Below are 26,050 nucleotides of genomic sequence, written 5' to 3' on the forward strand. Positions count from 1 at the left end.
TCCATGCTCACCATCAGCCAACTCGCTGCCTACGCCGGGGTGACGGTGCGGGCCGTGCGCCACTACCACCGGATCGGACTGCTGCCCGAGCCCGCGCGTGACCGCTCCGGGTACCGGGTCTACGATGCCGACGCGGTCGTGCGACTGATCCGTATCCGTACCCTGGCGGACGCGGGAGTGCCGCTGGCCCGGGTGCAGGAGCTCCTCGACGCCGGACAGGAGGAGTTCCTCAGGGGTGTTCGGGAGATCGACAAGGAGCTGCGCGCCGAGGCGCGTCGGCTGCAGGACACCCGCAAGAGGCTCGCCAGGCTCGCTGCCGGAGATCATCTGGCGCTCCCGCAGGGCGTGGTGGACTACCTCGACCGGCTGCGCGGACTCGGCCTCGACGAGCGGTACATCGAAATGGAACGGGACGCGTGGATCATGATCGCGGGCCAGATCCCGCACAAGATCGACGCCGTGATCGCCACGAAGCACAGGGAGCTGGACGATCCCGACATGGTGGAGTTCTATCGCCTGGTGAGCGAGGCGCTCGACTGGTCGGCCGACGACCCGCGGATCGTCCGGATCGCCGACATCCTGGAAGGGTTGATGATCCGCGCCGTGGAGGCCGACGGACTGCAGGAGGACGGCTTGGACGACCCCTTCGTCGACCTGATGGACTCCACCATGCTCGAATCCTCACCGGTCGCGGAACGGCTGCTGGCGATCCTGGGGGAGCGGGGCTGGAAGGGCTGGACGCGCGTTGAGCGCGTGCCTTCCGCCAGGCTCCGCGACGAGTGCTCCGGGGAGGGGGAGATCGCCGCCGCGCGTGCGTCCGGGGAGGCGGCTCGGTCGGAGACGTCCGGCCACTGCGGTGCGGGCCAGCGGCGCGCAGACGGTTGACCCGGCGGCCCGCTTCTGGGAACCGGCTACGCGCACACCGGGGGTCCGGCATCCGACGGGGGCCGTCCCTCCCGGACCGCCCCTGATCGGCCTCCTTCCCCCGCCCCCGCGGTACCGGCCTCCCGGGCCCCGGGCCGTTCCCGCGTGCCCGGCGGTCAGCGGTGTCACTCGCCACACGGGACGGGTTCCACGCGGCGTAGAAGCACGTCAGAGGCGTCGAGAACGCCCCCTCCTGAGACGGTCCGGGGCTCGGTGTCCTCCGCCGGGCTTGACCGTGCCCCCACGGCATGGTCTGCAATGGCACCTACCAGCGCGGGACACGGGGTGCTGGATCGTTGAGGGAGGAGCAGCCATGGCGTGGAGCACCCGTCAGCTTGCCGAACTCGCCGGAACCACGGTGAAGGCCGTGCGGCACTATCACAGGATCGGTCTGCTCGAAGAGCCCGAGCGTGCCGCCAACGGCTACAAGCGCTACGGCGCCGAGGACCTGGTGCGGCTCCTGCGCATCCGGAAGCTCGCGGACATCGGGTTGTCGCTGGCGCAGATCGCGGAGACGGTGGACACCGGCGAGCCCCCCGAGGAGGCGCTGCGCCGGCTGGACGTCGAGTTGGCGGCAGCGGTGGACCGTCTCCAGGAGGTGCGCTCCGAGCTGTCCCTCATCCTGTCGCAGCGGCTGCCCGTGGACCTGCCCGTGGAAATCGCGTCGGTCGCCGGGACGCTCACGGAGACGGACCGTTCACTGGCCCTGGTGATGACGCGGGTGACCTCTCCGGAGACGGCGGGGGCCTACGTCGAGCTGCTGCGGGACTCCGAGCCGCACCCCTCGGACGAGGCGTTCGCGAGTCTGTCGGCGGACGCCGACGAGCAGAGGCGGCGCGACGTCGCCGAGCTGATGCTCCCCCTGGCCCGTCGGCAGCTCGCCGACTACCCCGAGCTGGACTGGGCCTCCTTCCCCACGGCCTCGCCCCGGATCGTGGAGGCGGTGGTCGCGATGATGCCCGCCCTGTTCAACCCCGCCCAGCTCGACGTCCTGGTGCGCGTCGGACGCGAACTCCTGACGGACCGCGAACGTGACGGACAGACCTGACCGGACACCCCTGACACCGACCGCCGACGGGAAGGAACCCGCCAGCATGACGACCGCCCACTCCGAAGCCACGGCCCCGGAGCCACCGGCTCCCGCCGAGGCCCCGGTGCGTTCGACGCCGGTCTCGGAACGCGCCCTCGCCCCCGACCTCGCACGCGGCATGATGCTGCTGCTGATCGCGCTCGCCCACGTGCCGTGGTTCCTCTACGACGCCCCCGCCGGCCTTGCCATGCTGCACCCCGCCGACGGCAACCTCGCGGACAGGGTCGCGCAGGTCGCGTCCCTGATGGTGGTGGACGCCCGGACCCACACGATGTTCGGGTTCCTCTTCGCCTACGGGATCGGGCAGATGTACGCCCGGCAGAAGGCGCGCGGAACGAGTGAGAAGGACGTCCGCGGGATCCTGCGGACACGGCACCTGTGGATGCTCGCCTTCGGAGCGGTACACGCCCTCCTGCTGTGGCAGGGCGACATCCTCGGCACCTACGGCCTCATCGGCCTCATCATGGTCCCGCTCTTCTTCCACCGCAGCGACCGCACCCTCAAGATCTGGCTGGCCGTCCTGCTGGCCCTGGGGGCCCTGTTCACCCTCGTGTCGGTCATCGCGGCCCTCGCGACGCCGGACGCCGTGTCCGCGGTCACGGCGGCCGACATGCAGAGGGCCAGCATCGCCGAGACGAGCTACCTGCTCTCCGCCGTAATCCGCTTCCCCACCTGGGTCTTCGCCCTGGGCTCCGGCCTGATCAGCCTCGCCCTGCCGACCGTGTTCCTGATCGGCGTGCTCGCGGCACGGCACCGGTTCCTGGAGGAGCCGGAGCGCCACCTGCCGCTGCTGCGCCGGGTCGCCGTCCTGGGCATCGCCGTCGGCTGGATCGCCGGACTGGCGCTGGGACTCCAGCACATCGGTGTCCTCGACCTCGCGAACGGCTCGGCGCTCGCCTCGGTGCACTTCTACACCGGCATCTTCGCCGGGGTGGGCTACGCCGCCCTGTTCGGGCTCGTCGCGCACCGGATCGCTGCCCGCGGGGGCCGGTGGTCCCTCCCGGTCCAGGCGCTGGTCTCCCTCGGCCGCCGGTCCCTGAGCGGCTACCTCGCCCAGTCGCTGGTCTTCGCGCCCTTCCTGGCGGCCTGGGGCCTCGGGCTGGGGGTGCACCTGTCCAGCTGGACGGCGGTGCTGGTGGCCGTGGGCACCTGGCTGCTGACCGTCGTCGCCGCGTACCTGCTGGACCGTTCGGGCAGGCGCGGACCGGCGGAGGTCCTGCTGCGGAAGCTGACCTACCGCAGGACGAGCCGCCGGAGCCCGGCCGCGCCCGACGCGGCGCCGGCGCAGGTGTGACGGAGGCGCCCGCGGAGCCCCGGCACCACAGGCGCCCACGCCCACGGAGCCGGCCACCCGGGATGCCGAGCCGGTCCGGGGAGGCCGGTAGGCACACCCGGGAGGCGGAAGCCCGGCGGACCGTCCCCGCCCCCACCCCGTGATGGGCGCAGGCGACGCCCGGAGGCCGACAGGCTCCGGGCGTCCTCCGTGTCCGGGACGGACCCGGGGTGCGGGGAGGGGGAATTGGGTCGCGGTGTCCGCCTCCGTGCGGCACAGTGCGTCCATGGACGACACGCGGGGACTGGATCCGGACGGCACGATCGCGCGCGAGGGCTCGCCGGCACGGGTCGCCCCGGCCTTCGCCCCGGTGGTGGAGGCCGCCCGCGCCCGGATCGCCGCCGGGTTCGGCGACGCCCTGCACAGCGCCTACCTCTACGGGAGCGTCCCCCGGGGCACCGCCGTCCCCGGAACCTCCGACCTCGACCTGCAACTGGTGTTCCGCGAGGCGGTGACCGAGGAGCAGCGCGCGGCGGCCAGGAGGATGGAGGCCGACCTCGACGCCGCCTTCGACCAGGTCGACGGGGTCGGGATCCTGTCGGGATCGGTCCATGACGCGCTCAGCGAGCGCGAACGGCACGACTTCGGGTTCTTCCTCGCCTGCCTGTGCACGCCACTCCTCGGCGAGGACCTCGCGGACCGGCTGCCGCGCTACCGCCCCACGTCCCTGCTGGCCCGCGAGACCAACGGGGACCTGCACCTGGTCCTGCCGCGCTGGCGGGAGAGGGCCGCGCGGGCGGAGACCGCGGACGAGCGCGCCGCGCTCGGACGCAGTGTGGGCCGCCGTCTGGTCCGCGCCGGGTTCACCCTGGTCATGCCCCTCTGGGGCGGCTGGACAAGTGATCTGGGGGAGTCCGCCGAGATCTTCGGCCGCTACCATCCCGAGCGGCTCGCCCCGATGCGGGTGGCGGCGGCCGAGGGGCGCGCCCCCTCGGGGGACCCCGGGACACTGTCCGCGCTGATCGACGGCCTGGGGCCCTGGCTCGCCGCCGAGTACAGGGCGGTGCACGGGGAGAAGGCGCCCCGCCCCTGACCCCTGGGCCGGTGCGGGGAGGCCTCGGAGGCGGGTCCCGGGCGCGGCGGTCGACGGCGGGGAGCACGCCGACCGCGGCGCCCCTCCGGCGCGACGGGCACCACCGGTACGGCCCCTCGGGCCAGGGGTGACGAGGGCCACGGCCTCCGCCCGCGACATCGGGTAGGGTCCGGACCCGTGAGCCATGTGACCGCGGCGGACGGAACCCGCATCTGGTACGACGCCCTCGGTGAGGGCGATCCCCTGCTGCTCCTCAACGGGCAGTCTCTCGACCACGGGATGTGGGACGGGGTCCGCGGCGGGTTGGCGCGCGGGCACCGGGTCGTCCGGGTGGACTTCCGGGGCACCGGCGGCAGTGACGCCCCCCTCGGGGAGCCCTACGACCTGGAGCTGTTCGCGGGGGACGCCCTGACCGTCCTGGACGCGCTGGAGATCCCGAGGGCCCACGTCTACGGGTTCTCCATGGGCGGCAAGGTCGCCCAGGCGTTCGCGGCCTCGGCGCCCGACCGCCTCGGCGCGCTCGTCCTGGGTTCCACCGGCCCGGGCGGGAGCAACGAGGTGGAGCGCCCGGCGTCGTCCACCCTGGCGCTGCGCAGGGCCAACACCGCGGCCGGGCGGGACGCGATCGCCGAGCTGTTCTACTCGCCCGCGTGGGCGTCCGCCCATCCCGACACGGTGACCCGCATCCTCCCCCACGGACCGCTGCGCGCCCAGCGCCTGCACTTCGGGGCGAGCACCGGGTACGACGGCTGGGACCTGCTGCCGCGCATCCAGGCGCCGACCCTCGTCGTGCACGGTGAGGACGACGACCTGACGCCGGTCGGCAACGCCGCCCTCCTGGCCGAGCGGATCCCCGGCGCGCGCCTGCTCGTGCTGCCGGGCATGCGCCACGGGTACCTGCACGAGGACGAGTCGAAGGCCACCCGCGAGGTGCTCGACTTCCTGGCGGGCCACCCGCTCTAGGCCGCGTTCCGCGGATCATTCCGGGCTCGCGTCCCCCAGGCTGCCTCTCGCTGCGCCGACTGCGCTTGGACAGCCAAACCCGGGCTGACCTGCGCTACTCGTCTTGCGAGAGATGGCCTGGAAGCCGCTCGCGTCGATCGGCGCAAGCGCCGAGTCAACCGAAAGCATCCACAGAACACGCCCTAGCGGGGCCCGAGCCCACCGCGTGCCCGGCAGGGGAGCGCCGTCCCGGGCCTCCTCCGGGCGCACGGGCGCCCGCGTCGCGGTCCGACGCGGGGACCGCGCAGGCCGCGGAGCCGCCGTGCGTCAGGCGGGCGGGGGGAAGTCCGTGCGGAGCCGGTCCAGTACGCGCCGGTCCCGCTTGGTCGGGCGCCCGGCGCCCCTGTCCCGCCGGATGACCGGAAGGTTGGCCTCCGGGGGAGCCTCGGGGGTGTTGTCGACGTAGCAGCGGACGGCGACCGGGGCGCTGACGCGCTTCTCGATGACGTGGCCGACGTCCACGATCCGCGTGGTCCCGTGCAGGCGGACCCGCACCTCGTCGCCGACCTTGACCGGGGACGCCGGCTTGGCGGGGCGGTCGTTGACGCGCACGTGCCCGCCGCGGCAGGCCTGCGCCGCGTCGGCACGGGTCTTGACCAGGCGCACGGCCCACAGCCAGCGGTCGACCCGGGTGCTCTCCGGTCCGGGTGGCAGGGGTGCCGGTGACTCGTTCACGCCGGGTCCTCTCGGGGTCTCGTCGGGGGTGAAGCGGATGCCAGCCACTCTAGGGGGATGCCGGTACGAAGTACTCCGAAGTCGCGCTAGAGTTGTACCAGCAACGAGGTCCTGTGGAGCAGTTAGGAGTGCTCGCCACCCTGTCAAGGTGGAGGCCGCGGGTTCAAATCCCGTCAGGACCGCATGAGAAGGCCCGGTGTCCCAGGACACCGGGCCTTCGGCGTTCCACGGCCGTACCGGGTTCCGGGCCGTGACCGGCGACCGGGTGTCCCGGATCCCCAACCGGGACACCCGGTCGGATCCTCCGGCCCGCGGGGCGAGCCGCCCTTCGTGCCCCTTTGACCTGGGAGAACATGGTGGTCTACGCGCGGGCTGTCCGCCGCGAACTCCGTGCGCGGCCATGCGGACCGCTGTCCCGCGGTTCCGCACCGCGGAGGCGGGGGAGACCCGTGCCGGGGCCGGTCGAGGCCGCCCCCGGGTGTCGCGGGCAGGACGCCGAAGACGCAGGACACGGAAGGGCAGGGGCACTGTGAGCTACCGGTACGCCGTTGAGCGGACCGACCACTCGGCTCTGGCGAGCGGGCAGGTGCTGCGGTCCGCGCCCGGCTTCCCGGGGTTCCCGGTACGGATGGCCAGCGAACTGTTCCAGCGGGCGATGGTGCACACCAAGGAGGAGCGCGTGCGCCTCTGGGACCCCTGCTGCGGCAGCGGCTACCTGGTCACGGTCCTGGGCTTCCTGCACCGGGACCGGCTCACGCGGGTCCGCGCGAGCGACGTGGACCCGGATGCCGTCGCCCTGGCGGCCCGCAACCTCCGCCTGCTCTCCGCGGAGGGCCTCGCCGAGCGGGAGGACGAGCTCCGCCGCTCCGCCCGCGACTTCGGGCGCCCGGAGTTCGTCGAGCGCGCCGAGTCCACCCGGGACCTCGCCGCCGGGCTCTCCGCCATGGGCGGCGACCTGCCGCACGAGGCGGTCGTCGGGGACGTGTTCGCGTTGCGGGAGCCGGTGGAGGCCGACCTGGTGGTGACCGACGTGCCCTACGGCGAGATGACCTCCTGGGCGGGCGACGTCCCGGGAGGCGCGGGCGACGGGTCCGCGGGGCATGACGCAGGCGGCGGGGACGGCCGGGCGTTCCGCCCCGGAGAGGGCGGGGGCGGGGGCGGAGAGCCCCTGCGGGCGATGCTGGCGTCCCTGGGACGGGTCCTGCCCGAGCACGCCGTGGTCGTGGTGACGGCGAGGACGAGGCGGATCTCCCTGCCGGAGGGCGTACGGGCGCTCGAGCGCGTCAAGGTGGGCAACCGGGCCGCCGCCCTCGTCCGAGCCCGGGACATCGCCCCGTAGCGACCGGACCGGGGCGCCCGGCACGCTTCCCCTCCGGGCGACCGTGCCCCCACGGCGGGTATCGCCGCCGGTCCCCGCCGTGCTCACACGGTCACGGCAGGCTGCGGCGGGCCGGAGCCGGTGGGGACGCGGCAGGGGCGCGGTCCGGCCGGGGCTCTGCCGGGCGGACTCAGGCGGACACGTCGCGGAAGGCCCGGGAGGTGTACAGGGCCACCGCCAGCGAGACCGCCGCCAGCAGCACGAAGCCCAGCGTGTAGGCGCCCGTCGCCTGGTAGACCACCCCCATCAGCAGCGGCGGGAAGTAGCCGCCCAGGCCGCCGGCCGCGCCCACGAGACCGGTCACCGTACCGACCCTGGACGGGTCGACCAACTTCGCGACCAGCGCGAACACGGCACCCGTGCCCAGCCCCAGCGACAGCGCGATCAGCACGAACGCCGCGCCCGCCGGGAACTCCGCGGGCGGGTGCAGGGCCAGCACGATCGCGAACACGCCCGTGCCGGCGAACGAGGCCAGGCACACCCTCACCGGACCGATCCGGTCCGACAGGATGCCGCCGATCGGCCGGGCGATCACGGCGGCCACCGCGAAACCGGCGGTGCGCAGCCCGGCGGCGGTCTGCGCGTAGTCGTACGACATCGTCAGCAGGGTCGGCAGGTAGGTGGAGAAGGCCACGAACCCGCCGAAGGCGACCGCGTACAGCAGGGACGCCTGCCAGGTCGCCCTCAACTTCAGCGCGGCGCGCATCCCCGGCAGGGCGGGCTCCGTCCGGGGCTTCCACGCGGGCGCGTCCCGGCTGAACACCCACATCACCGCGCCCATCGCCGCCAGTGCCGCGCACATCAGCAGGTGCGTGGTGAGGATCCCCAGCGTCTCGACGAGCAGGGGGGTGAGGAACGACGACAGGGCGGTGCCGCCCATGCCCGCTCCGAACACGCCCGTGGCGAAGCCGCGCCGCCCGGCCTTGTACCAGGCGTTGACGAAGGGGATCCCGACGGCGAACGACGTGCCCGCGATCCCCAGGAAGAAGCCCCAGAGCAGCAGCATGCCGTAGGACGCCGACGAGACCCCCACCAGGAAGGTCGGCACGATGCTCACGAAGCAGAGGACCGTGAACATCAGCCGGCCGCCGTAACGGTCGGTCAGCGATCCCACCGGGATGCGCCCCAGGGAGCCCACCAGCACCGGGAACGCGACCAGGATCGAGGTCTGCGTCGGTGTCAGGTCGAGCTCTTGCGTGTAGGTCCGCGACAGAGGACCGACGAGGTTCCAGGCCCAGAACGTCAGCGCGAACGCCGCCGTGGCCAGGGCGAGGTTGGCGCCCGCTGTTCCCGAGCGGGTGGACCGCTCCCCGACTTGCGCTCTCATCGCGGCTCCTCACGTCCTGTCGACCAGGCCTGCTGTGTCCCGTTCAGCCGCGATTGTCACCCCTTCCGGTGTGGGATACGTGACTTCCCCGCCGGAGAAGGCATATTCATTAACGGAATGTGGTGGGTGATGGACTCCGGAAACACTCCGAAATGCCATGCGCGGCAATGAGCTGTTAAACGAGGTGTCTCCTGAATGGCGGAAAACAGCAAAGGCGGCGGTGCCGGGGACGCCCTTCTCCGGATGGGCAGCCGCCTGGTCCGGGCGGAGCCGCTCGACGGTGTCCGCGCACAGGTCAGGCACGGAGGCCGCGACGGTGACGTCTTCTACAGGGACCGTTGGAGCCATGACCGGGTCGTGCGTTCCACCCACGGCGTGAACTGCACCGGTTCGTGTTCCTGGGACGTGTACGTGAAAGACGGGATCATCACCTGGGAGACGCAGGCCACCGATTATCCCTCCGTCGGCCCGGACCGCCCCGAATACGAGCCCCGCGGCTGTCCGCGAGGTGCCGCCTTCTCCTGGTACACCTATTCTCCGACCCGTGTCCGCTACCCCTACGCGCGCGGTGTCCTCGTGGAGATGTACCGGGAGGCGCGCGGGCGCCTCGGGGACCCGGTGGCGGCCTGGGAGGAGATCACCACCGATCCGGTCAGGCGCCGCCGCTACCAGCGGGCGCGGGGCAAGGGCGGCCTCGTGCGGGTCACCTGGGACGAGGCCCTGGAGATCGCCGCCGCCTCCCACGTATTCACCATCAAGCGGTACGGGCCGGACCGCGTCGCCGGGTTCTCGCCGATCCCCGCGATGTCGATGGTCTCGCACGGGGTGGGCGCCCGCTTCGTGAACCTCGTCGGCGGCTCCATGCTGTCGTTCTACGACTGGTACGCGGACCTGCCGGTGGCCTCGCCGCAGGTGTTCGGCGACCAGACCGACGTCCCCGAGTCCGGCGACTGGTGGGACGCCGCCTACCTGGTCCTGTGGGGCTCCAACGTCCCCGTCACCCGCACCCCCGACGCGCACTGGATGGCGGAGGCCCGCTACCGGGGCCAGAAGGTGGTCGTGGTCTCCCCGGACTACAGCGACGCCACCAAGTTCGCCGACGAGTGGCTGGCCCCCCACCCCGGCACCGACGGGGCGCTGGCCATGGCCATGGGCCACGTCATCCTCAAGGAGAGGTTCGTCGACCGGACCACGCCGCGGTTCGAGGACTACGTCCGCCGGTACACCGACCTGCCGTTCGTGGTCTCCCTGGAGAGCCGCGACGGCCGCCTGGTGCCCGGCAAGTTCCTCACCGCGTCCGACCTCGGACCCGACCGGGAGCAGTCCCGGAGCGAGAACGCCGACTGGAAACCGGTGATCTGGGCGGACGGCGAGGACGCACCGGTCGCGCCCAACGGCACCATCGGCGACCGGTGGGGCGAGGAGGGCGTGGGCAGGTGGAACCTCGACCTGGAGGGCCGCACGCCCGCCCTCACCTTCTACGAGGTGGGCGGTGAGGCCGCCGAGGTCGCCCTGACCCGCTTCGACACCCCCACCGGTTCCGCCGACGTCGCCACCCGCGGCGTCCCGGTCCGCAGGGTCGGCGACCGCCTCGTCACCACCGTCTTCGACCTGCTCCTCGCCCAGTACGGGGTGTGGCGCGACGGCCTGCCCGGAACCTGGCCGACCGGCTACGACGACCCCTCCGAGGCCTGCACCCCCGCCTGGCAGGAGGCGGTCACCGGGGTCCCGGCCGAACGGGCGGCCCGCATCGCCCGCGAGTTCGCGGACACCGCGGAGGCCTCCGGGGGCCGGGCCATGATCATCCTCGGGGCGGGCACCAACCAGTGGTTCCACGGGGAGAACGCCTACCGCGCCTTCCTGTCCCTGCTCCTGCTCACCGGCTGCCAGGGCGTCAACGGGGGCGGTTGGGCGCACTACGTCGGCCAGGAGAAGTGCCGTACCGCCACCGGATGGGCGGCCTACGCCTCCGGGACGGACTGGTCGAGGCCGCCGCGCTTCATGGCCGGGACCGCGTACTGGTACTCCCACACCGACCAGTGGCGCTACGACACCTACCGCGCCGACGCCCTCGCCTCGCCGCTGGGGCCCGGGCGCGTCCGGGGCATGCACACCGCCGACCTGGTGGCGGCCTCGGCCCGGATGGGCTGGATGCCGTCCTTCCCGACGTTCAACCGCAACCCCGTCGACCTCGGCCGGGAGGCCGCCGAGCGCGGTCAGGACCCCGGCGAGTACGTCGCCGGCCAGCTCACCGACGGCACCCTGCGCTTCGCGGCCGAGGACCCCGACGACCCCGCCAACTGGCCCAGGACGCTCACCGTCTGGCGGTCCAACCTCTTCGGCTCCTCCGCCAAGGGCAACGAGTACTTCCTCAAGCACCTGCTGGGCACCCACTCCAACCTCCAGGCGGAGCCCGCCGGGCCCGACGACCGGCCGCGCGACGTCACCTGGCGCGAGGAGCTCCCCGAGGGCAAACTCGACCTGCTGCTGTCGATGGACTTCCGGATGACCAGCACCACGCTGCTGTCCGACATCGTCCTTCCCGCCGCCACCTGGTACGAGAAGCACGACCTGTCCACCACGGACATGCACCCGTTCGTGCACGCGTTCAACCCGGCCATCGACCCGCCGTGGGAGACCCGCACGGACTTCGACGCCTTCCACGCACTGGCGAAGGCCTTCAGCACCCTCGCCGCCGTCCACCTGGGCGAGGTCACCGACCTGGTGGCGGTCCCGCACCAGCACGACACCCCCGGCGAGCTGGCCCAGCCGCGCGGGGTCCCGACGGACTGGAAGGCGAACGGGGAGCGGCCGGTGCCCGGACGGACCATGCCCGCCATCGTGCCCGTGCGCCGCAACTACTCGGCCGTCGCGCAGAAGATGGCGGCCCTGGGCCCGCTGACGGAGTCCAAGGGGCTTCCCGTCAAGGGGATCTCCTTCACCCCCGACAAGGAGGTGGAGTGGCTGCGCGAACGCAACGGGACCGTGCGCGGCGGCGTCGCCGACGGGCGGCCCTCCCTCGACACCGACGTCAAGGCATGCGAGGCGATCCTCGCCCTCTCGGGCACCAGCAACGGCCGCCTTGCCGCCCAGGGTTTCGCGCGACTGGCGGCCCGCACCGGAACCGACATGGACGAGCTGTCGGCCCACTCGGCCGAGCGCCGCGTGGTCTTCGACGACGCCCGCCGGGGCCCCACGCCGGTGGGCACCAGCCCCGAGTGGTCGGGCAAGGAGGCCGCGGACCGCCGCTACTCGCCGTTCACGATCAACGTCGAGCACGACAAGCCCTGGCACACCCTGACCGGACGCCAGCACTTCTACCTGGACCACGACTGGATGCACGAGTTCGGCGAGGCCCTCCCCGTGTACCGTCCGCCGCTCGACATCAGCCGCCTGTTCGGCGAGCCCCGGATCGGCCCGAACGGCCGGCGCGAGGTCACGGTCCGCTACCTGACCCCGCACTCGAAGTGGTCCATCCACTCCGAGTACCAGGACAACCTGCTCATGCAGACCCTCTCCCGGGGAGGACCGACCATCTGGATGAGCGTGGAGGACGCCGCCGCCATCGAGGCCTCCGACAACGACTGGGTGGAGGCGGTCAACCGCAACGGCGTGGTCGCCGCGCGCCTGGTGGTGTCGCACAGGATGCCCGTCGGCACCGTGTACATGCACCACGCCCAGGAGCGCACCATCGACGTCCCCAAGACGGAGACGACCGGCAGGCGCGGAGGCATCCACAACTCGCTCACCCGGCTCCTGGTCAAACCGACGCACCTCATCGGCGGGTACGCGCAGCTCTCGTACGCGTTCAACTACCTCGGCCCCACCGGAAACCAGCGCGACGAGATCACCGTCGTGCGCAAGCGGACCACGGAGGTGCGGTACTGATGGCACACCGGAAGGACACGGGCCGGGCGCACGGGACCGGGACCGGCGGTGCGCGTGGGGAGCGCGCCATCGGCCGGGTCATGGCCCAGGTCGCCATGGTGATGAACCTCGACAAGTGCATCGGATGCCACACCTGCTCGGTCACGTGCAAGCAGGCGTGGACCAACCGCAGCGGAGTCGAGTACGCCTGGTTCAACAACGTCGAGACCCGCCCCGGCCAGGGGTACCCGCGCACCTACCAGGACCAGGACAGGTGGAAGGGCGGCTGGGTCCGCAACGCCAGGGGCCACCTGGTGCCGCGCGCGGGCGGGCGCATCAAGCGGCTCGCGACGATCTTCGCGAACCCCGTCATGCCGTCCATCCAGGACTACTACGAGCCCTGGACGTACGACTACGACACCCTCCTCAACGCACCCCTGGGCGACGACTTCCCGGTGGCCTCGCCCCGGTCCGCGCTCACCGGTGAGCCCATGCAGGTCACCTGGAGCGCCAACTGGGACGACGACCTCGGGGGCGGCCCGGAGCTGGCCCGGCACGACCCGGTCGTGCGCAAGCTCGGCGACAAGGTGAAGTTCTCCTTCGAGGAGACCTTCATGTTCTACCTGCCGCGCATCTGCGAGCACTGCCTCAACCCGACGTGCGTGGCGTCCTGCCCGAGCGGCGCCCTGTACAAGCGGGTCGAGGACGGCATCGTGCTCGTCGACCAGGACCGCTGCCGGGGCTGGCGCATGTGCGTGACCGGCTGCCCGTACAAGAAGATCTACTTCAACCACAAGACCGGCAAGGCCGAGAAGTGCACGTTCTGCTACCCGCGGGTGGAGGTGGGCATGCCCACCATCTGCTCCGAGACGTGCGTGGGAAGGCTCCGCTACCTCGGTGTCGTCCTCTACGACGCGGACCGGGTCGGCGAGGCGGCGGCGGTGGAGGACGAGAAGGAGCTGTACCGCTCCCAGCTGGACGTGTTCCTGGACCCGTCGGACCCGGCCGTGCGCGCGGCGGCCCGGCGCGACGGCATCCCCGACCGCTGGGTGGAGTCCGCCGCCCGCTCACCCGTCTACGCGCTGGCCAAGCGCTTCCGGGTGGCGCTGCCGCTGCACCCGGAGTACCGGACGATGCCGATGGTCTGGTACATCCCGCCGCTGTCGCCCGTGGTGGACTCGCTCGCCTCCACCGGCCACGACGGGGAGGACGCCGGCAACCTGTTCGGCGCCATCGACAGCCTGCGCATCCCGATCGAGTACCTGGCGGAGCTGTTCAGCGCGGGGGACACCGGCCCCGTCGACCTGGTCCTGCGGCGCCTCGCCGCCATGCGGTCCTACATGCGCCGCGTCAACCTCGGACAGGAACGGGACGAGGGCATCGCGGCGGCCGTCGACATGACCGGCGCCGAGATCGAGGACATGTACCGGCTCCTCGCCCTGGCCAAGTACGACGACCGCTACGTCGTCCCCACCGCCTACGGGGTGGACGAGGCCGACCGGGGGGTCATCGAGGAGGTCGGGTGCAGTCTCGACTTCGACGGGGGGCCCGGGATGGGCGGAATGGGGGACGTGCCGTTCGGTGAGGCGTCCGGCCGCCCGGACGCCGCGTCCGTGGAGACCTTCCACGCCCTGCGCACCCGCCAGTCCAGCGGCGCGGCACAGGGGGAGGGCCGCGACCGCACGGACGGTCGCGTCAACCTCCTCAACTGGGACGGCAACGGCCGGCCCGACGGGCTCTTCCCGCCCCGACCGGGCGGGGACGGCGACGACACCGACGGCGGTGACGGGGGCGGATCCCCCGCACCGCGTGAAGGGGGTCAGGCATGAGCACCACCACCGATGCGGACGGAGCGGACGGGAACGTCGGCGGCGCGACCGGAGGAGGCCGGGAGACGGCCGACGGGGGAGCGGACGCGCCCCGGATCCCCGCGCCGCGCGGTCCGGGCTGGCTCGGCGCGGGCCGGTCCGCCCGCCGCACCCACAGGATCGCGGTCACCCACCAGGTGGCGTCCGTGCTCCTGGGCTACCCGGACCAGGCTTTCTTCGAGCGCCTGCCACTGGTCGCGCGCGCGGTCGCCGAACTGCCCAGGGGCTCGGTGCGCACCGAGCTCCAGGAGTTCTGCGAGCACGCCTCCAGCACGCCCGAGCTGGAACTGTGCGAGCACTACGTCGACGTGTTCGACCTGCGCCGGCGCCGCTCGCTGCACATGACCTACTACACCGACGGCGACACCCGGCGGCGCGGGCACGCGCTGGCCGAGGTCAAGCGGGTCTACACCGAGTCGGGGTGGTCGGTGACCGAGGGGGAGCTGCCCGACCACCTGGCGGTCCTCCTGGAGTTCGCGGCGCGGGGGGACGCCGCCAGGGGCGGGTCCCTGCTGCTGCGCTTCCGGCCGGGCCTCGACCTGCTGTGGGAGGCGCTGCGCGCCCACGGGACCCCGTACGCGCGGGTCGTCGCCGCGGTCCGCATGACACTGCCCCCGCAGCGGAGGGACGACCGGGAGGCGGTGCGGCGGCTCGCCGCCCAGGGTCCGCCCGCGGAGGACGTGGGCCTGGAGCCGTACGGGGTCCGGGTCCCGCTGCCGCTGACCGACGTCTCCGGACAGGGCCGCGCGGTCCCGCCCGGGACCGCTCCGTCGGGGGCCGGTCCGGGCGCCGGGACGCCGCCCGTGCCGGGGCCGCGGCCGTCGGATCCGTCCGCGCGGGACACGCCGGGACCCGACGGCGCGAACGGCGCAGGGGGGCGGCCGTGAACGGCATCGGCCCGCTCGACCTGATCCTGTGGGGCGTCCTGCCCTACGCCGTGCTCGTGATCGTGGTGGGCGGGCTGGTCTGGCGGTACCGGTACGACCGGTTCGGGTGGACCACCCGCTCCTCGGAGCTCTACGAGTCGCGGCTGTTGCGCATCGGCAGCCCGCTGTTCCACGTCGGCCTGCTCTTCGTCATCCTCGGCCACGTGGTGGGGCTCCTGGTACCCGAGGGGTGGACCCGGGCGCTCGGGGTGTCCGACGCCGTCTACCACGTCACCGCCCTGAGCCTGGGGCTCGTGGCGGGGGTGTGCACGCTCGGCGGGATCACCCTGCTGATCTGGCGCCGCCGCACCACGGGCCCCGTCTTCAGCGCCACCACCCGCAACGACAAGCTCATGTACGTCGTCCTGGTCCTGGCCATCCTCACCGGGCTGGGCATGACGACCTACTTCGCCGGGGTGGAGCTGGCGGGCGGGCACACCCAGGACTACCGCCGGACGGTGTCGCCGTGGTTCCGCTCGATCTGGATCCTGCGGCCCGACCTCGCCGCGATGGCCGCCGCCGAGGCGCCGTACAAGCTGCACGCGCTGGTGGGGCTGGGCCTGTTCGCGCTGCTGCCGTTCACGCGGCTGGTGCACGCGTTCAGTGCGCCGGTCGGCTACCTGTTCCGCCCCTACGTCGTCTACCGCACACGGGACCCGCACCCGGCCGCCGCCGGACAGGCCGAGCGGTCCACACGCCGGGGCTGGTGAGCCCCGCACGGTCCGCACCGCAGGAGCCGGGCCCCGGGCCCGGGGCGGAACGGCCGTGTACGCCGACACGCGCCAAGGAGAGAAGGAGAGTCCCGTGGAGCTGTTCCCAGCCATCCCGCTCGAATCGTGGTACGACACCAAGCAGACCCTGCACCGCTTCGAACAGGTCGTCGGCAAGGTCCGCCTGCACCACAGCCCGCGACGCAACCACTGGTGGAACGTGCCCTTCCACGTCACGGGCCGGGGGATCACCACCCGTCCCATGGGGATCGTCGACGGGAACCCCGTCTTCACCATCGACTTCGACTTCGTCGCGCACCGGCTGATCGCGTCGAACCTGGACGGGCAGACCGCCGACTTCCCTCTCCAGGGCCTCAGCGTCGCGTCGTTCTACCTCCAGCTCCAGTCCGCCCTGGACAGCCTGGGCGTGGACGGCAGCATCGCGCACGCGACGCCGTTCGACCTGCCCGACACCGGCCGGCCGTTCACGGAGGACCGTGAGCACGCGACCTACGTTCCCGAGCACGCCACCCGGTACTGGCAGGTGCTGAGCCAGGTGGGCCTGGTGCTGGAGGAGTTCGCCGCCGGGTTCTCCGGCAAGACCAGCCCGGTGCACCACTTCTGGCACACGTTCGACATCGCGGTCACCCGCTTCTCCCCGCACCCCGTCCCCCAGCCCCGCGCGGCGGGGCAGCTGGTGCGCGAGGCGTACTCCCGGGAGGTGGTGAGCTTCGGCTTCTGGTTCGGCGACGACGCCGTCCCCGAGCCCTGCTTCTACTCCTACACCTCGCCCGAGCCGGACGGGCTGACGGAGCAGCCGCTGAACCCCCCGTCCGCGGAGTGGGCGAGCAGCGGCAACGGGCACCTCGCGCTGCTGCGCTACGCCGACGTGCGCAAGTCGTCGGACCCGCGCGCCGCCGTCCTGGAGTTCCTGGAGAGCGCCTATCGGGCCGGCGCCCGCCTGGCCGGATGGGACATCGAGGCACTGGCCTGCCCGCGGGGGATCACCGACCCGTACCTCGGCGGGCGCTGAACCCGGTCGGCCTCCGGCGGCCCCGGAACGGGGGCGGAGCCCGTAGTGTGCGTGGTGGGTATGTGTGGGAACGTGGCCCCTTGGGCCCACCCATCACGCGCACACGGCGTGCGCGGACGCAGTGAGCGGGGGAGTGTCATGGACCTGACGGTCGTCGACGTGCCGGAACGGTCGCGTTACGAGATCAGCGCCGACGGAGAGGTGGTGGGGTTCTCCGCCTACCACCTGATCGACGAGGGCGTGTACGCCCTGCCCCACGTGGAGGTCGACCCGGCCTTCGAGGGCAAGGGCGTGGCCAGCGCGCTCATGCGGGAGTCCCTGGACCACATCCGCGGGCGGGGACTGAAGATCGTGCCGATCTGCCCGTTCGCGCAGGCGTACATCAAGAAGAACCAGGGTTACGCGGACCTCGTCCACGAGGGCTGAGGTGGCGCACTCTCAGTAACGGAATCATCACCATTCCCCCTCCGTGGGCTCCGGGTGGTGATTCGGTGTATTTCACGGGTAGGTGGGGGCGGTTGTCCTTTCCGGAGCAGAGGAGCCCCGACCCCCGTGACATCAGCAGACGCAGCGCCGGCGCTCGACGCACGCCTCACCGAGGCCGTGGCCTCCTTCAACGACGACTTCTTCTGGGCCTGGGTGCTGATCCCACTCCTGGTGGCGGTCAGCGTGTACATCACGGTCAGGACCGGATTCGTCCAGATCCGGCTGATCCCCGAGATGTTCCGGGTCCTGCGGAGCAAACCCGGGACCGCACCCGACGGCAAACGGGCCGTCTCCTCCCTCCAGGCGTTCATGATCTCCGCGGCGGCCCGTATCGGCACGGGCAACATCATCGGGGTGTCCATCGCCATCTCCCTGGGAGGGCCCGGCGCCGTCTTCTGGATGTGGGCGATGGCGGCCGTCGTGAGCGCCGCGAGCTTCGTGGAGTCCACGCTCGCCCAGCTCTACAAGGTCCGGGACCCGGCAGGGTACCGGGGCGGCCCCGCCTACTACATCGAGCGGGGGCTGGGCCAGAAGTGGGCGGCCGTCCTCTTCTCCCTCACGCTCATCGTGACGTTCCCGCTGGTGTTCAACGCGGTGCAGAGCAACACCATCACCAACACCGTCGCGAACTCCGCAGAGGACCTGGGCGGCGTCACCGGCCCGTGGCTGTCGCCGACCATCGGCGTGCTGCTCGTGGGCCTGACCGCGCTGGTGATCCTCGGCGGTGTCCGGCGGATCGCGAACACCGCGCAGGCGCTCATCCCGTTCTTCGCCGGGATGTACGTGCTGCTCGGCCTCGTCGTGATGGCCCTCAACTGGCAGGCCGTCCCGGGCATGTTCGTCCTCATCCTCGAGCACGCCTTCGGGGTCCGGGAGTTCGCCGCGGCGAGCCTGGGCGTCGTGGTCATCCAGGGTGTGCGCCGGGGCATGTTCTCGAACGAGGCCGGCCTGGGATCGGCCCCCGTCGCGGCGGCCAGCGCCTCGGTCTCCCACCCGGTCAAGCAGGGACTGGTCCAGACGCTCGGCGTCTACCTGGACACCCTCGTCGTCTGCTCGGTGACCGCGTTCATCATCCTGCTCGGCTACGAGGGGGCCGGCGACGGTCAGCTGCAGGGCGACCTCACCCAGTTCGCGCTCCAGGCCGCGCTGGGCCCGTGGGCGCTGCACCTGATGACGCTGATCATCTTCCTGGTGGCGTTCACGTCGGTGCTCGGCAACTACTACTACGGCGAGTCCAACGTGGAGTACCTGACCGGCGACGGCAGGGTCCTGGTCGGCTACAAGGCGGTGTTCCTGACGGCGACCTTCCTGGGGGCGCTGGGCTCGATCGACCTGATCTGGACGCTGGCCGACACGACCATGGGCCTGATGGCGCTGGTCAACCTGGTGGCGCTGGCGCCGCTGACGGCGGTCGCCTGCCGCCTGCTCAAGGACTACCGGGACCAGCGGAGGCAGGGGATCGAACCGGTCTTCACCCGGGACCGGATGCCGGACCTGCGCGGTGTGGAGTGCTGGGGGCCCGAGGACGTGCTGCGGCCGGAGGAGCCCGAGCGCTCGCAGGTGTGATCCGGCGACCGGGGGGCGGATCCGCCCCCCGGGCACGCACTTGAGGACTTTCTTCCATGAATGACCAGAAAGTGTTCGATCGAGGGCATCCGTGTTCTTTCGGTCACGGCGAATAATCGCTAGTGTGCTGGATCACAGTCGTGGCGGCCAGTGTGTCTCGTCGAGGGAGTCCGATGTCCATCGTCTCAATCGAGCCCGCCACCGCCGAGCGGTGGGATGACCTGGAGAATCTTTTCGGACCGACCGGAGCGTACGGGCACTGCTGGTGCACGTTCTTCCGCAGGCGGGCCAAGGACCACACGGCGAGCACCTCCTGTGACCGGTCCATGCGCGGAGTGGACAACAAGGAGGAGTTACGCCGTCTGACCCTGGACGGCCGGGTGCCCGGCCTTCTCGCCTACGACGACGAGGGGCCGTGCGGCTGGGTGTCGGTGGCTCCTCGCGACGACTTCATCCGGCTCTCCCGGTCGCGCTCCCTGCGGCCGGCCGACCCCGACGAACCGGGGGTCTGGGCTCTGGTGTGCTTCTGGCTGCCGCCGCGCCGGCGCAGACGGGGGCTGGGCAGCCGTCTGCTGGACGGGGCCGTCGAGTACGCCCGGACCAACGGCGCGCGCGTCCTGGAGGCCTATCCGGTGGACACGGTCGGCGGTCGCGCCCCCAGCGCCGAGGTCTACACGGGCACCGTGGAGATGTTCCAGAGGGCCGGATTCACGCTGAGCGGGCACCACCTGAGCGAGCGCGTGGTCGCCCGGTTGGAGCTGAAGACCGAGTAGCGCCCTCGTGCCCCGGGTCCGGTCGGTGAGGAAACGGGGGGAGGGTATACGGGCATGTGTCCCCGGGAGCGGGGAATGTCCTCCGCCCCGCGGGGCGGAGGAGTCGAGGTCCCCGCGCGGAGCGCGGGGGCCTCGCGTCGTGTCGGTCGGGGTTGCACCTCATGGGAGTACCCCCCTGGGGTAATCTGGGCGCCGAGGGATGCGTCGGGGTCGACGGTGCTGCCCCCGAGGGCGGCGGGCGGCCCTGTCCGAGGTGCTCCGTGGCGGGCGTTTGACAGGCGCATACCCCTGGGGGGTATATTGAGTCCTGTCGGAGCGGTCCATCACGGAGACCGGCACACCACACACGTCTCAGGAGGCGAAATGGCTGTCACCACCACTGCTGTTTACACGGTCGACGGCATGACCTGCGGGCACTGCGTCAACTCCGTCACCGAGGAGGTCGGCGGGGTCAGCGGGGTCACCGACGTCCAGGTCGACCTCGGCGACAAGAGGGTGACCGTCACCAGCGACGGCCCGGTCGACGACGCGTCGATCCGCGCCGCCATCGACGAGGCCGGTTACGAGGTGCGTGACTGACATGAACGTGACCGCGAAACTCGGGCTCTACGCCCTGGGTCTCGTGGCCGTGTTCGCCGCGGCGTTCGGGGTCGGCGGCCTGGCCGGCCCCGTCCTGCCGCAGGAGGCCCCGGAGCACGCGCGGAGCGCGGAGAGCGGGGACGGCTCCTCACCGGGCGGACGGGACCACACGGAGGACGCGGAGCACGGGGACGGCCCGAGCGACGCCACCAGGGACCACGAAGAGCGCCAGGAGATCCGGGAGGGCCCATGAGCGGCGGCAGAACCACGGCGGGACCGGCCGACACCGCGTCGGTCGAACTGTCCATCGGAGGAATGACCTGCGCAGCCTGCGCGAACCGGGTCGAGAAGCGGCTCAACAGGATGGAGGGCGTCACCGCCACCGTCAACTTCGCCACCGAGAAGGCCCGGGTGTCCTTCGAGGGGCCGCCCGCCACCGTCGAGGAGCTGGTCGCGCAGGTGGAGAAGGCGGGCTACACCGCCACCGTCCCCCGCCCCGACCCCGAGCCCTCCGCCGCGGAGCCGGCCGACCCCACCGCCGCCCTGTGGAACCGGGCCATGGTCTCCCTCGTGCTCTCGGTCCCCGTCATCGCCATGGCGATGGTCCCCGCCCTCCAGTTCACGTACTGGCAGTGGGCCTCCCTGGCCCTGGCCGCGCCCGTCATCGTCTGGGGCGCCCTGCCCTTCCACACGGCCGCCTGGAAGAACCTCAGGCTCGGCACCGCGACCATGGACACGCTGGTCTCCCTGGGCGTCTCCGCCGCGTTCCTGTGGTCGCTGTACGCCCTCTTCCTCGGCACGGCCGGAACACCGGGCATGACCCACCCGTTCGAGTTCACCATCGCGCGGACCGACGGCTCCGCCAACATCTACCTGGAGGTCGCCGCCGGGGTCACGACCTTCATCCTCCTCGGCAAGTACTTCGAGGCGCGCTCCAAGCGCCGCGCCGGAGCCGCCCTGCGCTCCCTGCTCGAACTCGGGGCCAAGGAGGTCACCGTGCTGCGCGGGGAGGGGCCCTCCGCCCGTGAGGAGCTGGTGCCCGTGGCGGCCCTCTCCGCCGGCGACCGGTTCCTGGTCCGCCCCGGAGAGAAGATCGCCACCGACGGCACGGTCGAGGAGGGCACCTCCGCCGTCGACATGAGCATGCTCACCGGCGAGTCCGTGCCGGTGGAGGTCTCCCCCGGCAGCACCGTCGTCGGGGCGACCGTCAACGCCGGGGGCCGCCTCGTCGTACGGGCCTCCCGGGTCGGCTCCGACACCCAGCTCGCCCAGATGGCGCGGCTGGTGGAGGACGCCCAGACCGGCAAGGCGGCCGTCCAGCGGCTCGCCGACCGGGTCTCCGGGGTGTTCGTCCCGGTCGCCATCATGATCGCGGCGGCCACGCTCGGCTTCTGGCTCGGCACGGGCGAACCCGCCGACGCCGCCTTCACCGCCGCCGTCGCGGTCCTGATCATCGCCTGCCCCTGCGCCCTCGGCCTGGCCACGCCCATGGCCCTGATGGTGGGCACCGGCCGGGGCGCCCAGCTCGGCATCCTCATCAAGGGTCCCGAGGTCCTGGAGAACACCCGCCGCGTCGACACCGTCGTCCTCGACAAGACCGGCACCGTCACCACCGGGAGGATGGCCCTGACCGGGGTGGCCGTCACCGAAGGCGAGGACGAGGAGGAGGTGCTCCGCCTGGCCGGGGCGCTGGAGAACGCGTCCGAGCACCCCATCGCCCGGGCCGTGGCCTCCGGGGCCGCGGCCCGGGTGGGCGCCCTGCCCGTGCCCGAGGACTTCGCCAACATCGAGGGCCTCGGCGTGCAGGGGGTCGTGGACGGCCGCGCCGTCCTGGTCGGCAGGGTCGCACTGCTGGAGGAGTGGTCGCAGGCGCTGCCCGCGGACCTGTCCCGGGCGCTGGAGGCGGCCCGGGCCGAGGGGCGCACCGCCGTCGCCGTCGGCTGGGACGGCCGTGCCCGGGGGGTGCTGGTGGTGGCCGACACGGTCAAGCCCACCAGCGCCGAGGCGGTCCGCCAGTTCCGCGAGCTCGGCCTCACACCGATCCTGCTGACCGGCGACAACGAGGCGGTGGCCCGCTCCGTGGCCGCGGAGGTCGGTATCGACGAGATCTTCTCGGAGGTCATGCCCGCGGACAAGGTCGACGTCGTCACCCGCCTCCAGGCCGAGGGCCGCACCGTGGCGATGGTCGGCGACGGGGTCAACGACGCCGCCGCACTCGCCCAGGCCGACCTGGGCCTGTCCATGGGCACCGGCACCGACGTGGCGATCGAGGCCAGCGACCTGACCCTGGTGCGCGGCGACCTGAGGGCGGCGGCGGACGCGGTCCGACTCTCCCGACGCACCCTCACCACCATCAAGGGCAACCTGTTCTGGGCGTTCGCGTACAACACGGCGGCCCTGCCGCTGGCGGCCGCCGGGCTGCTCAACCCGATGCTCGCGGGTGCGGCCATGGCCGTCTCCAGCGTGTTCGTGGTGACCAACAGCCAGCGCCTGCGCAGGTTCCGGCCGCTGTCGGACCACGCGGAGGCCTCCCCGGCCGCCCGCTGAGGACGACGCGCGACGGCGCCCCGCCCGGAGAAGGTCCTCCGAGGGCGGGGCGCCACCGCGCGCACGGGGCCCGACCTGGTGGTCCGGGCGCGGGAACGGGGCGGGCCCGCGCGTGCGAGGGGGACGGCGACTCGGGAAAATCCCTCCGCATAACAGCAGATCGCCACCAATTCTCGCCGCGGCGGAGGAGAATCGGGTCTCGCGCCCCCTGGGGCGGGCCGCTAGGGTGTGCGCCGAGTGGCACCGGTCGCGGGCCCTTCCGCGCGAGGCCGGGGCGGTCCCGCCGTGCCCGGCAGCCCCAAGGACGCGAAGGACGGACTCCAACCCGTACCCGACCAACCCCCCGGGAGGTCCCTGTGTCCACTGGTTGTCCCCACGCCGCACTGCACCGGCGCGATCCGCACCCCGACCCCTACGCCGTGTACGCCAGGATGCGCGCCGACCACGGCCCCGTGATCCCGGTCGAACTCGAACCGGGTGTGCACGGGTGGCTCGTGACCGACTACTCCACCCTCATCTCCTGGTCGCGGGACACCACCGTCTTCACCCACGACGCCCGGCTGTGGCGGGACTTCACCGAGGGCCGGGTCCACCCGGACTCCCCCCTGCTGCCGATGATGGCCCCGCGCGCCAACGCCCTCTTCGTGGACGGGACCGAGCACCAGCGCTACCGCAGGGCGATCACGGACAGTCTCGGCGCCGTCAGCACGGCACGCCTCTGCAGGATCACCGGCATGTACGCCGACCGGCTCATCGACGAGTTCTGCGGGCGGGGCGGGGCGGACGTCCTCAACGAGTACGCGCGCATGCTCCCGCTCCTCGTCATGAACGACCTCTTCGGGTTCGACGAGGACCAGGGCCTGCGCTTCGTCACCGCCATGCGCAACCTGTGGCTGGGAGTGGACGCGGAGAAGTCCAACGCCGACGCCGAACGCGCCCTGTCCGAGGTGGTGTCCGACAAGCACCGCGCACCCGGCGACGACCTCACGTCCAGGCTGATCCAGCACCGCGCCGGGCTCAGCGACGAGGAGGTGATCATGCAGCTCCTCCTCGTCGTCGCCGCGGCCAACGAGCCGACCTCGAACCTGATCAACGCGGCGGTCCGCTCTGCCCTCGCCGACCCCGCGGTCACCGGCGGCGACGCCGTGTCCCTCTCGGACGCCGCCCTCAACGACCTCGTCGACCAGGTCCTGTGGGAGGACCCGCCGATCACCAACTACCCGGCCATCTACCCCCGTGTCGACATACCCCTCGGTGACGGCCGGGTCATCGAGGCCGGATCGCCGATCCTGCTCGGCTTCGCCGCCGCGAACCACTTCTTCCTGCAGGACAACGCGGAGCAGATGGCGGAGTCCTCCAACCGCGCCCACGTGGCCTGGGGTGCGGGTCCGCACCGCTGCCCCGCCCGCGACGAGGCCACCTCCATCGCGATCATCGCCACGCGCACGCTCCTCGCCCGGCTTCCCGGGCTCCGCCTGGCGGTCCCGCCGGAGGAGCTGCGCTGGCACCTGACCGGGTTGTCCTGGATCCCCGTCGAACTCCCGGTCCTCTTCTCCCCGCAGTCCCCCCTGCTCCCCATGCCTGTGGAAGGAACCCCTTGGAGACCGTCAGACTCGCCCCTGGAAACCTCCGAGCGCAAGCAGCCCACCTCAGGGACCTCGCCCCTGTCGTCCCTGTCGAACTTCCTGGTGAGGTTGCTGCGTGGGTCGTGACCACGCACGCCGCGGTCACCGAGGCCCTGGCCGACCCGCGGGTCCAGAAGGACAAGCGGCACTGGAGGGCGTTCAACGCCGGTGAGATCCCGGCGGACTGGCCGCTGATCTCCTGGATCATCGCCGAGAACATGCTGACCAGCGACGGCGAGGACCACACCCGCCTGCGCAAGCTGGTTTCCACGGCGTTCACCCCCCGCCGGGTCGACCGCATGCGCGGGAGCGTCGTCGCGATCGTCGACTCCCTGCTGGACGAGGCCGAGGCAGCGGCCGGGCGCAGCGCGGACGGCGTGGTCGACCTCAGGGCGCTGGTGGCGCAGCCGCTGCCGATGGCGGTCATCAGCGACCTGTTCGGCCTGGCCGAGGAGGTCCGTCCCCGGCTCCACCGCCTGGTCGGCTCGTTCTTCGACCAGAGCGTCACGCCCGAGCAGGCGATGACGGCGTTCATGGAGATGTGGGTCCTGCTCGCCGAGTTGGTCGCCGCCAAGCGCGCGGAGCCCGCCGACGACCTGACCTCCGCCCTCATCGCCGCCCGCGACGAGGACGACAGGCTCAGCGAGGACGAGCTGCTCTGGAGCCTGGTGCTCATCATCAGCGCCGGCTACGAGACCACGATGCACCTCATCACCAACGCGGTCCGCGCCCTGGTGGACCACCGCGACCAGCTCGACGCGGTCATGGAGGGCCGGGTCGCATGGCCCAGGGTGACGGAGGAGGTGCTGCGCTGGGACAGCCCGGGAGGGTTCGTGCCCATGCGCTACACGACCGAGGACCTGGTGCTGGCCGGGGTGAGCGTTCCGGCGGGCGAGCCCCTGCTGCTGGGCTACGGGTCGGCGGGCCGGGACAGGGCGCGGTACGGCGGGACCGCCGACGAGTTCGACATCACCCGGGAGGACGCCTCGCACCTGACGTTCTCACACGGGCGGCACTTCTGCCTGGGCGCGAACCTGGCCCGCCTGGAGGTCAACGAGCTGTTGCCCCGCCTGTTCGGGCGCTTCCCCGGGCTCGACGCGGCCGTGCGCTCCGAGGAGCTCGTGCCGCTGCCCTCGATCATCGTGTCCGGGGTCGAGACCCTGCCCGTGCGTCTCCATTGAACGGGTTCCGGGTGTGACACTCCCGGTGATTCGGTCCCGCCGGATGAGCGCCCTCGGGTGTTCCCGGCGGGATTCCCGCATTTCAGAGAGGTTCCACGGGGTCAAGCCTCCGCACGGGAACACACAT

General features: G+C 72.3%; 21 protein-coding genes and 1 tRNA gene. 20 read left to right on the forward strand and 2 right to left on the reverse strand.

Annotation, left to right across the window (positions count from 1 at the left end; all coding sequences use genetic code 11):
* Window positions 1-3 precede the first annotated feature (3 nt).
* The 5 genes from Q8791_RS20515 (at window position 4) to Q8791_RS20535 (ending at window position 5,343) form a co-directional block, all read left to right on the forward strand.
* Window positions 4-885: a helix-turn-helix domain-containing protein gene (locus Q8791_RS20515; RefSeq protein ID WP_330093377.1), complete on the forward strand. Its 882-nt coding sequence runs from the start codon at window positions 4-6 to the stop codon at window positions 883-885.
* A gap of 352 nt (window positions 886-1,237) precedes the next feature.
* Window positions 1,238-1,972, forward strand: a complete 735-nt coding sequence (locus Q8791_RS20520; protein WP_330093378.1) for a helix-turn-helix domain-containing protein — start codon at window positions 1,238-1,240, stop codon at window positions 1,970-1,972.
* Window positions 1,973-2,018: 46 nt separating this feature from the next.
* On the forward strand, window positions 2,019-3,308 hold the full coding sequence (locus Q8791_RS20525; protein ID WP_330093379.1) for a DUF418 domain-containing protein: 1,290 nt from the start codon (window positions 2,019-2,021) through the stop codon (window positions 3,306-3,308).
* 265 nt (window positions 3,309-3,573) lie between these two features.
* Window positions 3,574-4,380 (forward strand): nucleotidyltransferase domain-containing protein, encoded by an 807-nt coding sequence (locus Q8791_RS20530; protein WP_330093380.1) that lies wholly within the window; start codon window positions 3,574-3,576, stop codon window positions 4,378-4,380.
* Between the two features lie 177 nt (window positions 4,381-4,557).
* Complete coding sequence (locus Q8791_RS20535; protein WP_330093381.1) at window positions 4,558-5,343, forward strand: alpha/beta fold hydrolase; 786 nt, start codon at window positions 4,558-4,560, stop codon at window positions 5,341-5,343.
* A gap of 306 nt (window positions 5,344-5,649) precedes the next feature.
* On the opposite strand, the gene Q8791_RS20540 is transcribed toward Q8791_RS20535, so the two are convergent.
* Window positions 5,650-6,057, reverse strand: coding sequence for an RNA-binding S4 domain-containing protein (locus tag Q8791_RS20540; protein ID WP_330093382.1), 408 nt, complete (start codon window positions 6,055-6,057; stop codon window positions 5,650-5,652).
* Window positions 6,058-6,164: 107 nt separating this feature from the next.
* On the opposite strand from Q8791_RS20540, the gene Q8791_RS20545 reads away from it, so the two are divergent.
* Together Q8791_RS20545 and Q8791_RS20550 are read left to right on the forward strand one after the other, a co-directional pair.
* A tRNA-Asp gene (locus Q8791_RS20545) sits at window positions 6,165-6,239 on the forward strand.
* Between the two features lie 347 nt (window positions 6,240-6,586).
* On the forward strand, window positions 6,587-7,396 hold the full coding sequence (locus Q8791_RS20550; protein ID WP_330093383.1) for an rRNA methyltransferase: 810 nt from the start codon (window positions 6,587-6,589) through the stop codon (window positions 7,394-7,396).
* 169 nt (window positions 7,397-7,565) lie between these two features.
* On the opposite strand, the gene Q8791_RS20555 is transcribed toward Q8791_RS20550, so the two are convergent.
* Window positions 7,566-8,762, reverse strand: coding sequence for an MFS transporter (locus Q8791_RS20555; protein WP_330093384.1), 1,197 nt, complete (start codon window positions 8,760-8,762; stop codon window positions 7,566-7,568).
* 195 nt (window positions 8,763-8,957) lie between these two features.
* On the opposite strand from Q8791_RS20555, the gene Q8791_RS20560 reads away from it, so the two are divergent.
* The 13 genes from Q8791_RS20560 to Q8791_RS20620 all read left to right on the forward strand — a co-directional run bounded on the left by Q8791_RS20560 (window position 8,958) and on the right by Q8791_RS20620 (window position 25,923).
* Window positions 8,958-12,650: a nitrate reductase subunit alpha gene (locus Q8791_RS20560; protein WP_330093385.1), complete on the forward strand. Its 3,693-nt coding sequence runs from the start codon at window positions 8,958-8,960 to the stop codon at window positions 12,648-12,650.
* 80 nt (window positions 12,651-12,730) lie between these two features.
* Entirely contained in the window at window positions 12,731-14,458 is a 1,728-nt protein-coding gene (narH, locus tag Q8791_RS20565) for a nitrate reductase subunit beta (protein WP_330093438.1), read from the forward strand.
* The gene (narJ, locus tag Q8791_RS20570) at window positions 14,455-15,384 is read left to right on the forward strand and encodes a nitrate reductase molybdenum cofactor assembly chaperone (protein ID WP_330093386.1); all 930 of its coding nucleotides are present in this window, start codon (window positions 14,455-14,457) and stop codon (window positions 15,382-15,384) included. Before narH ends, narJ begins: the two co-directional genes overlap by 4 nt.
* A complete protein-coding gene (gene narI, locus Q8791_RS20575; protein WP_330093387.1) occupies window positions 15,381-16,133 on the forward strand; it encodes a respiratory nitrate reductase subunit gamma in 753 nt (250 codons plus the stop codon). Before narJ ends, narI begins: the two co-directional genes overlap by 4 nt.
* Before the next feature lie 94 nt (window positions 16,134-16,227).
* The gene (locus tag Q8791_RS20580; protein ID WP_330093388.1) at window positions 16,228-17,166 is read left to right on the forward strand and encodes a DUF5996 family protein; all 939 of its coding nucleotides are present in this window, start codon (window positions 16,228-16,230) and stop codon (window positions 17,164-17,166) included.
* Between the two features lie 138 nt (window positions 17,167-17,304).
* Window positions 17,305-17,592, forward strand: coding sequence for a GNAT family N-acetyltransferase (locus Q8791_RS20585; protein ID WP_330093389.1), 288 nt, complete (start codon window positions 17,305-17,307; stop codon window positions 17,590-17,592).
* Window positions 17,593-17,718: 126 nt separating this feature from the next.
* Window positions 17,719-19,218: an alanine/glycine:cation symporter family protein gene (locus Q8791_RS20590; protein WP_330093390.1), complete on the forward strand. Its 1,500-nt coding sequence runs from the start codon at window positions 17,719-17,721 to the stop codon at window positions 19,216-19,218.
* A 173-nt stretch (window positions 19,219-19,391) separates the two neighbouring features.
* Window positions 19,392-19,991 carry a GNAT family N-acetyltransferase gene (locus tag Q8791_RS20595; protein WP_330093391.1) on the forward strand — a complete coding sequence of 200 codons (600 nt, stop codon included), beginning with the start codon at window positions 19,392-19,394 and terminating at the stop codon, window positions 19,989-19,991.
* A gap of 363 nt (window positions 19,992-20,354) precedes the next feature.
* On the forward strand, window positions 20,355-20,570 hold the full coding sequence (locus Q8791_RS20600; RefSeq protein ID WP_330093392.1) for a heavy-metal-associated domain-containing protein: 216 nt from the start codon (window positions 20,355-20,357) through the stop codon (window positions 20,568-20,570).
* A gap of 1 nt (window position 20,571) precedes the next feature.
* Entirely contained in the window at window positions 20,572-20,823 is a 252-nt protein-coding gene (locus Q8791_RS20605) for a hypothetical protein (protein ID WP_330093393.1), read from the forward strand.
* Window positions 20,820-23,117 carry a heavy metal translocating P-type ATPase gene (locus Q8791_RS20610; protein ID WP_330093394.1) on the forward strand — a complete coding sequence of 766 codons (2,298 nt, stop codon included), beginning with the start codon at window positions 20,820-20,822 and terminating at the stop codon, window positions 23,115-23,117. Before Q8791_RS20605 ends, Q8791_RS20610 begins: the two co-directional genes overlap by 4 nt.
* Window positions 23,118-23,536: 419 nt before the next feature.
* A complete protein-coding gene (locus Q8791_RS20615) occupies window positions 23,537-24,829 on the forward strand; it encodes a cytochrome P450 family protein (RefSeq protein ID WP_407942031.1) in 1,293 nt (430 codons plus the stop codon).
* The gene (locus Q8791_RS20620; protein WP_330093395.1) at window positions 24,826-25,923 is read left to right on the forward strand and encodes a cytochrome P450 family protein; all 1,098 of its coding nucleotides are present in this window, start codon (window positions 24,826-24,828) and stop codon (window positions 25,921-25,923) included. Before Q8791_RS20615 ends, Q8791_RS20620 begins: the two co-directional genes overlap by 4 nt.
* Window positions 25,924-26,050: the final 127 nt, after the last annotated feature.

The sequence above is a fragment of the Nocardiopsis codii genome (assembly GCF_036327455.1).
GTDB classification, from domain to species: Bacteria; Actinomycetota; Actinomycetes; order Streptosporangiales; family Streptosporangiaceae; genus Nocardiopsis; species Nocardiopsis codii.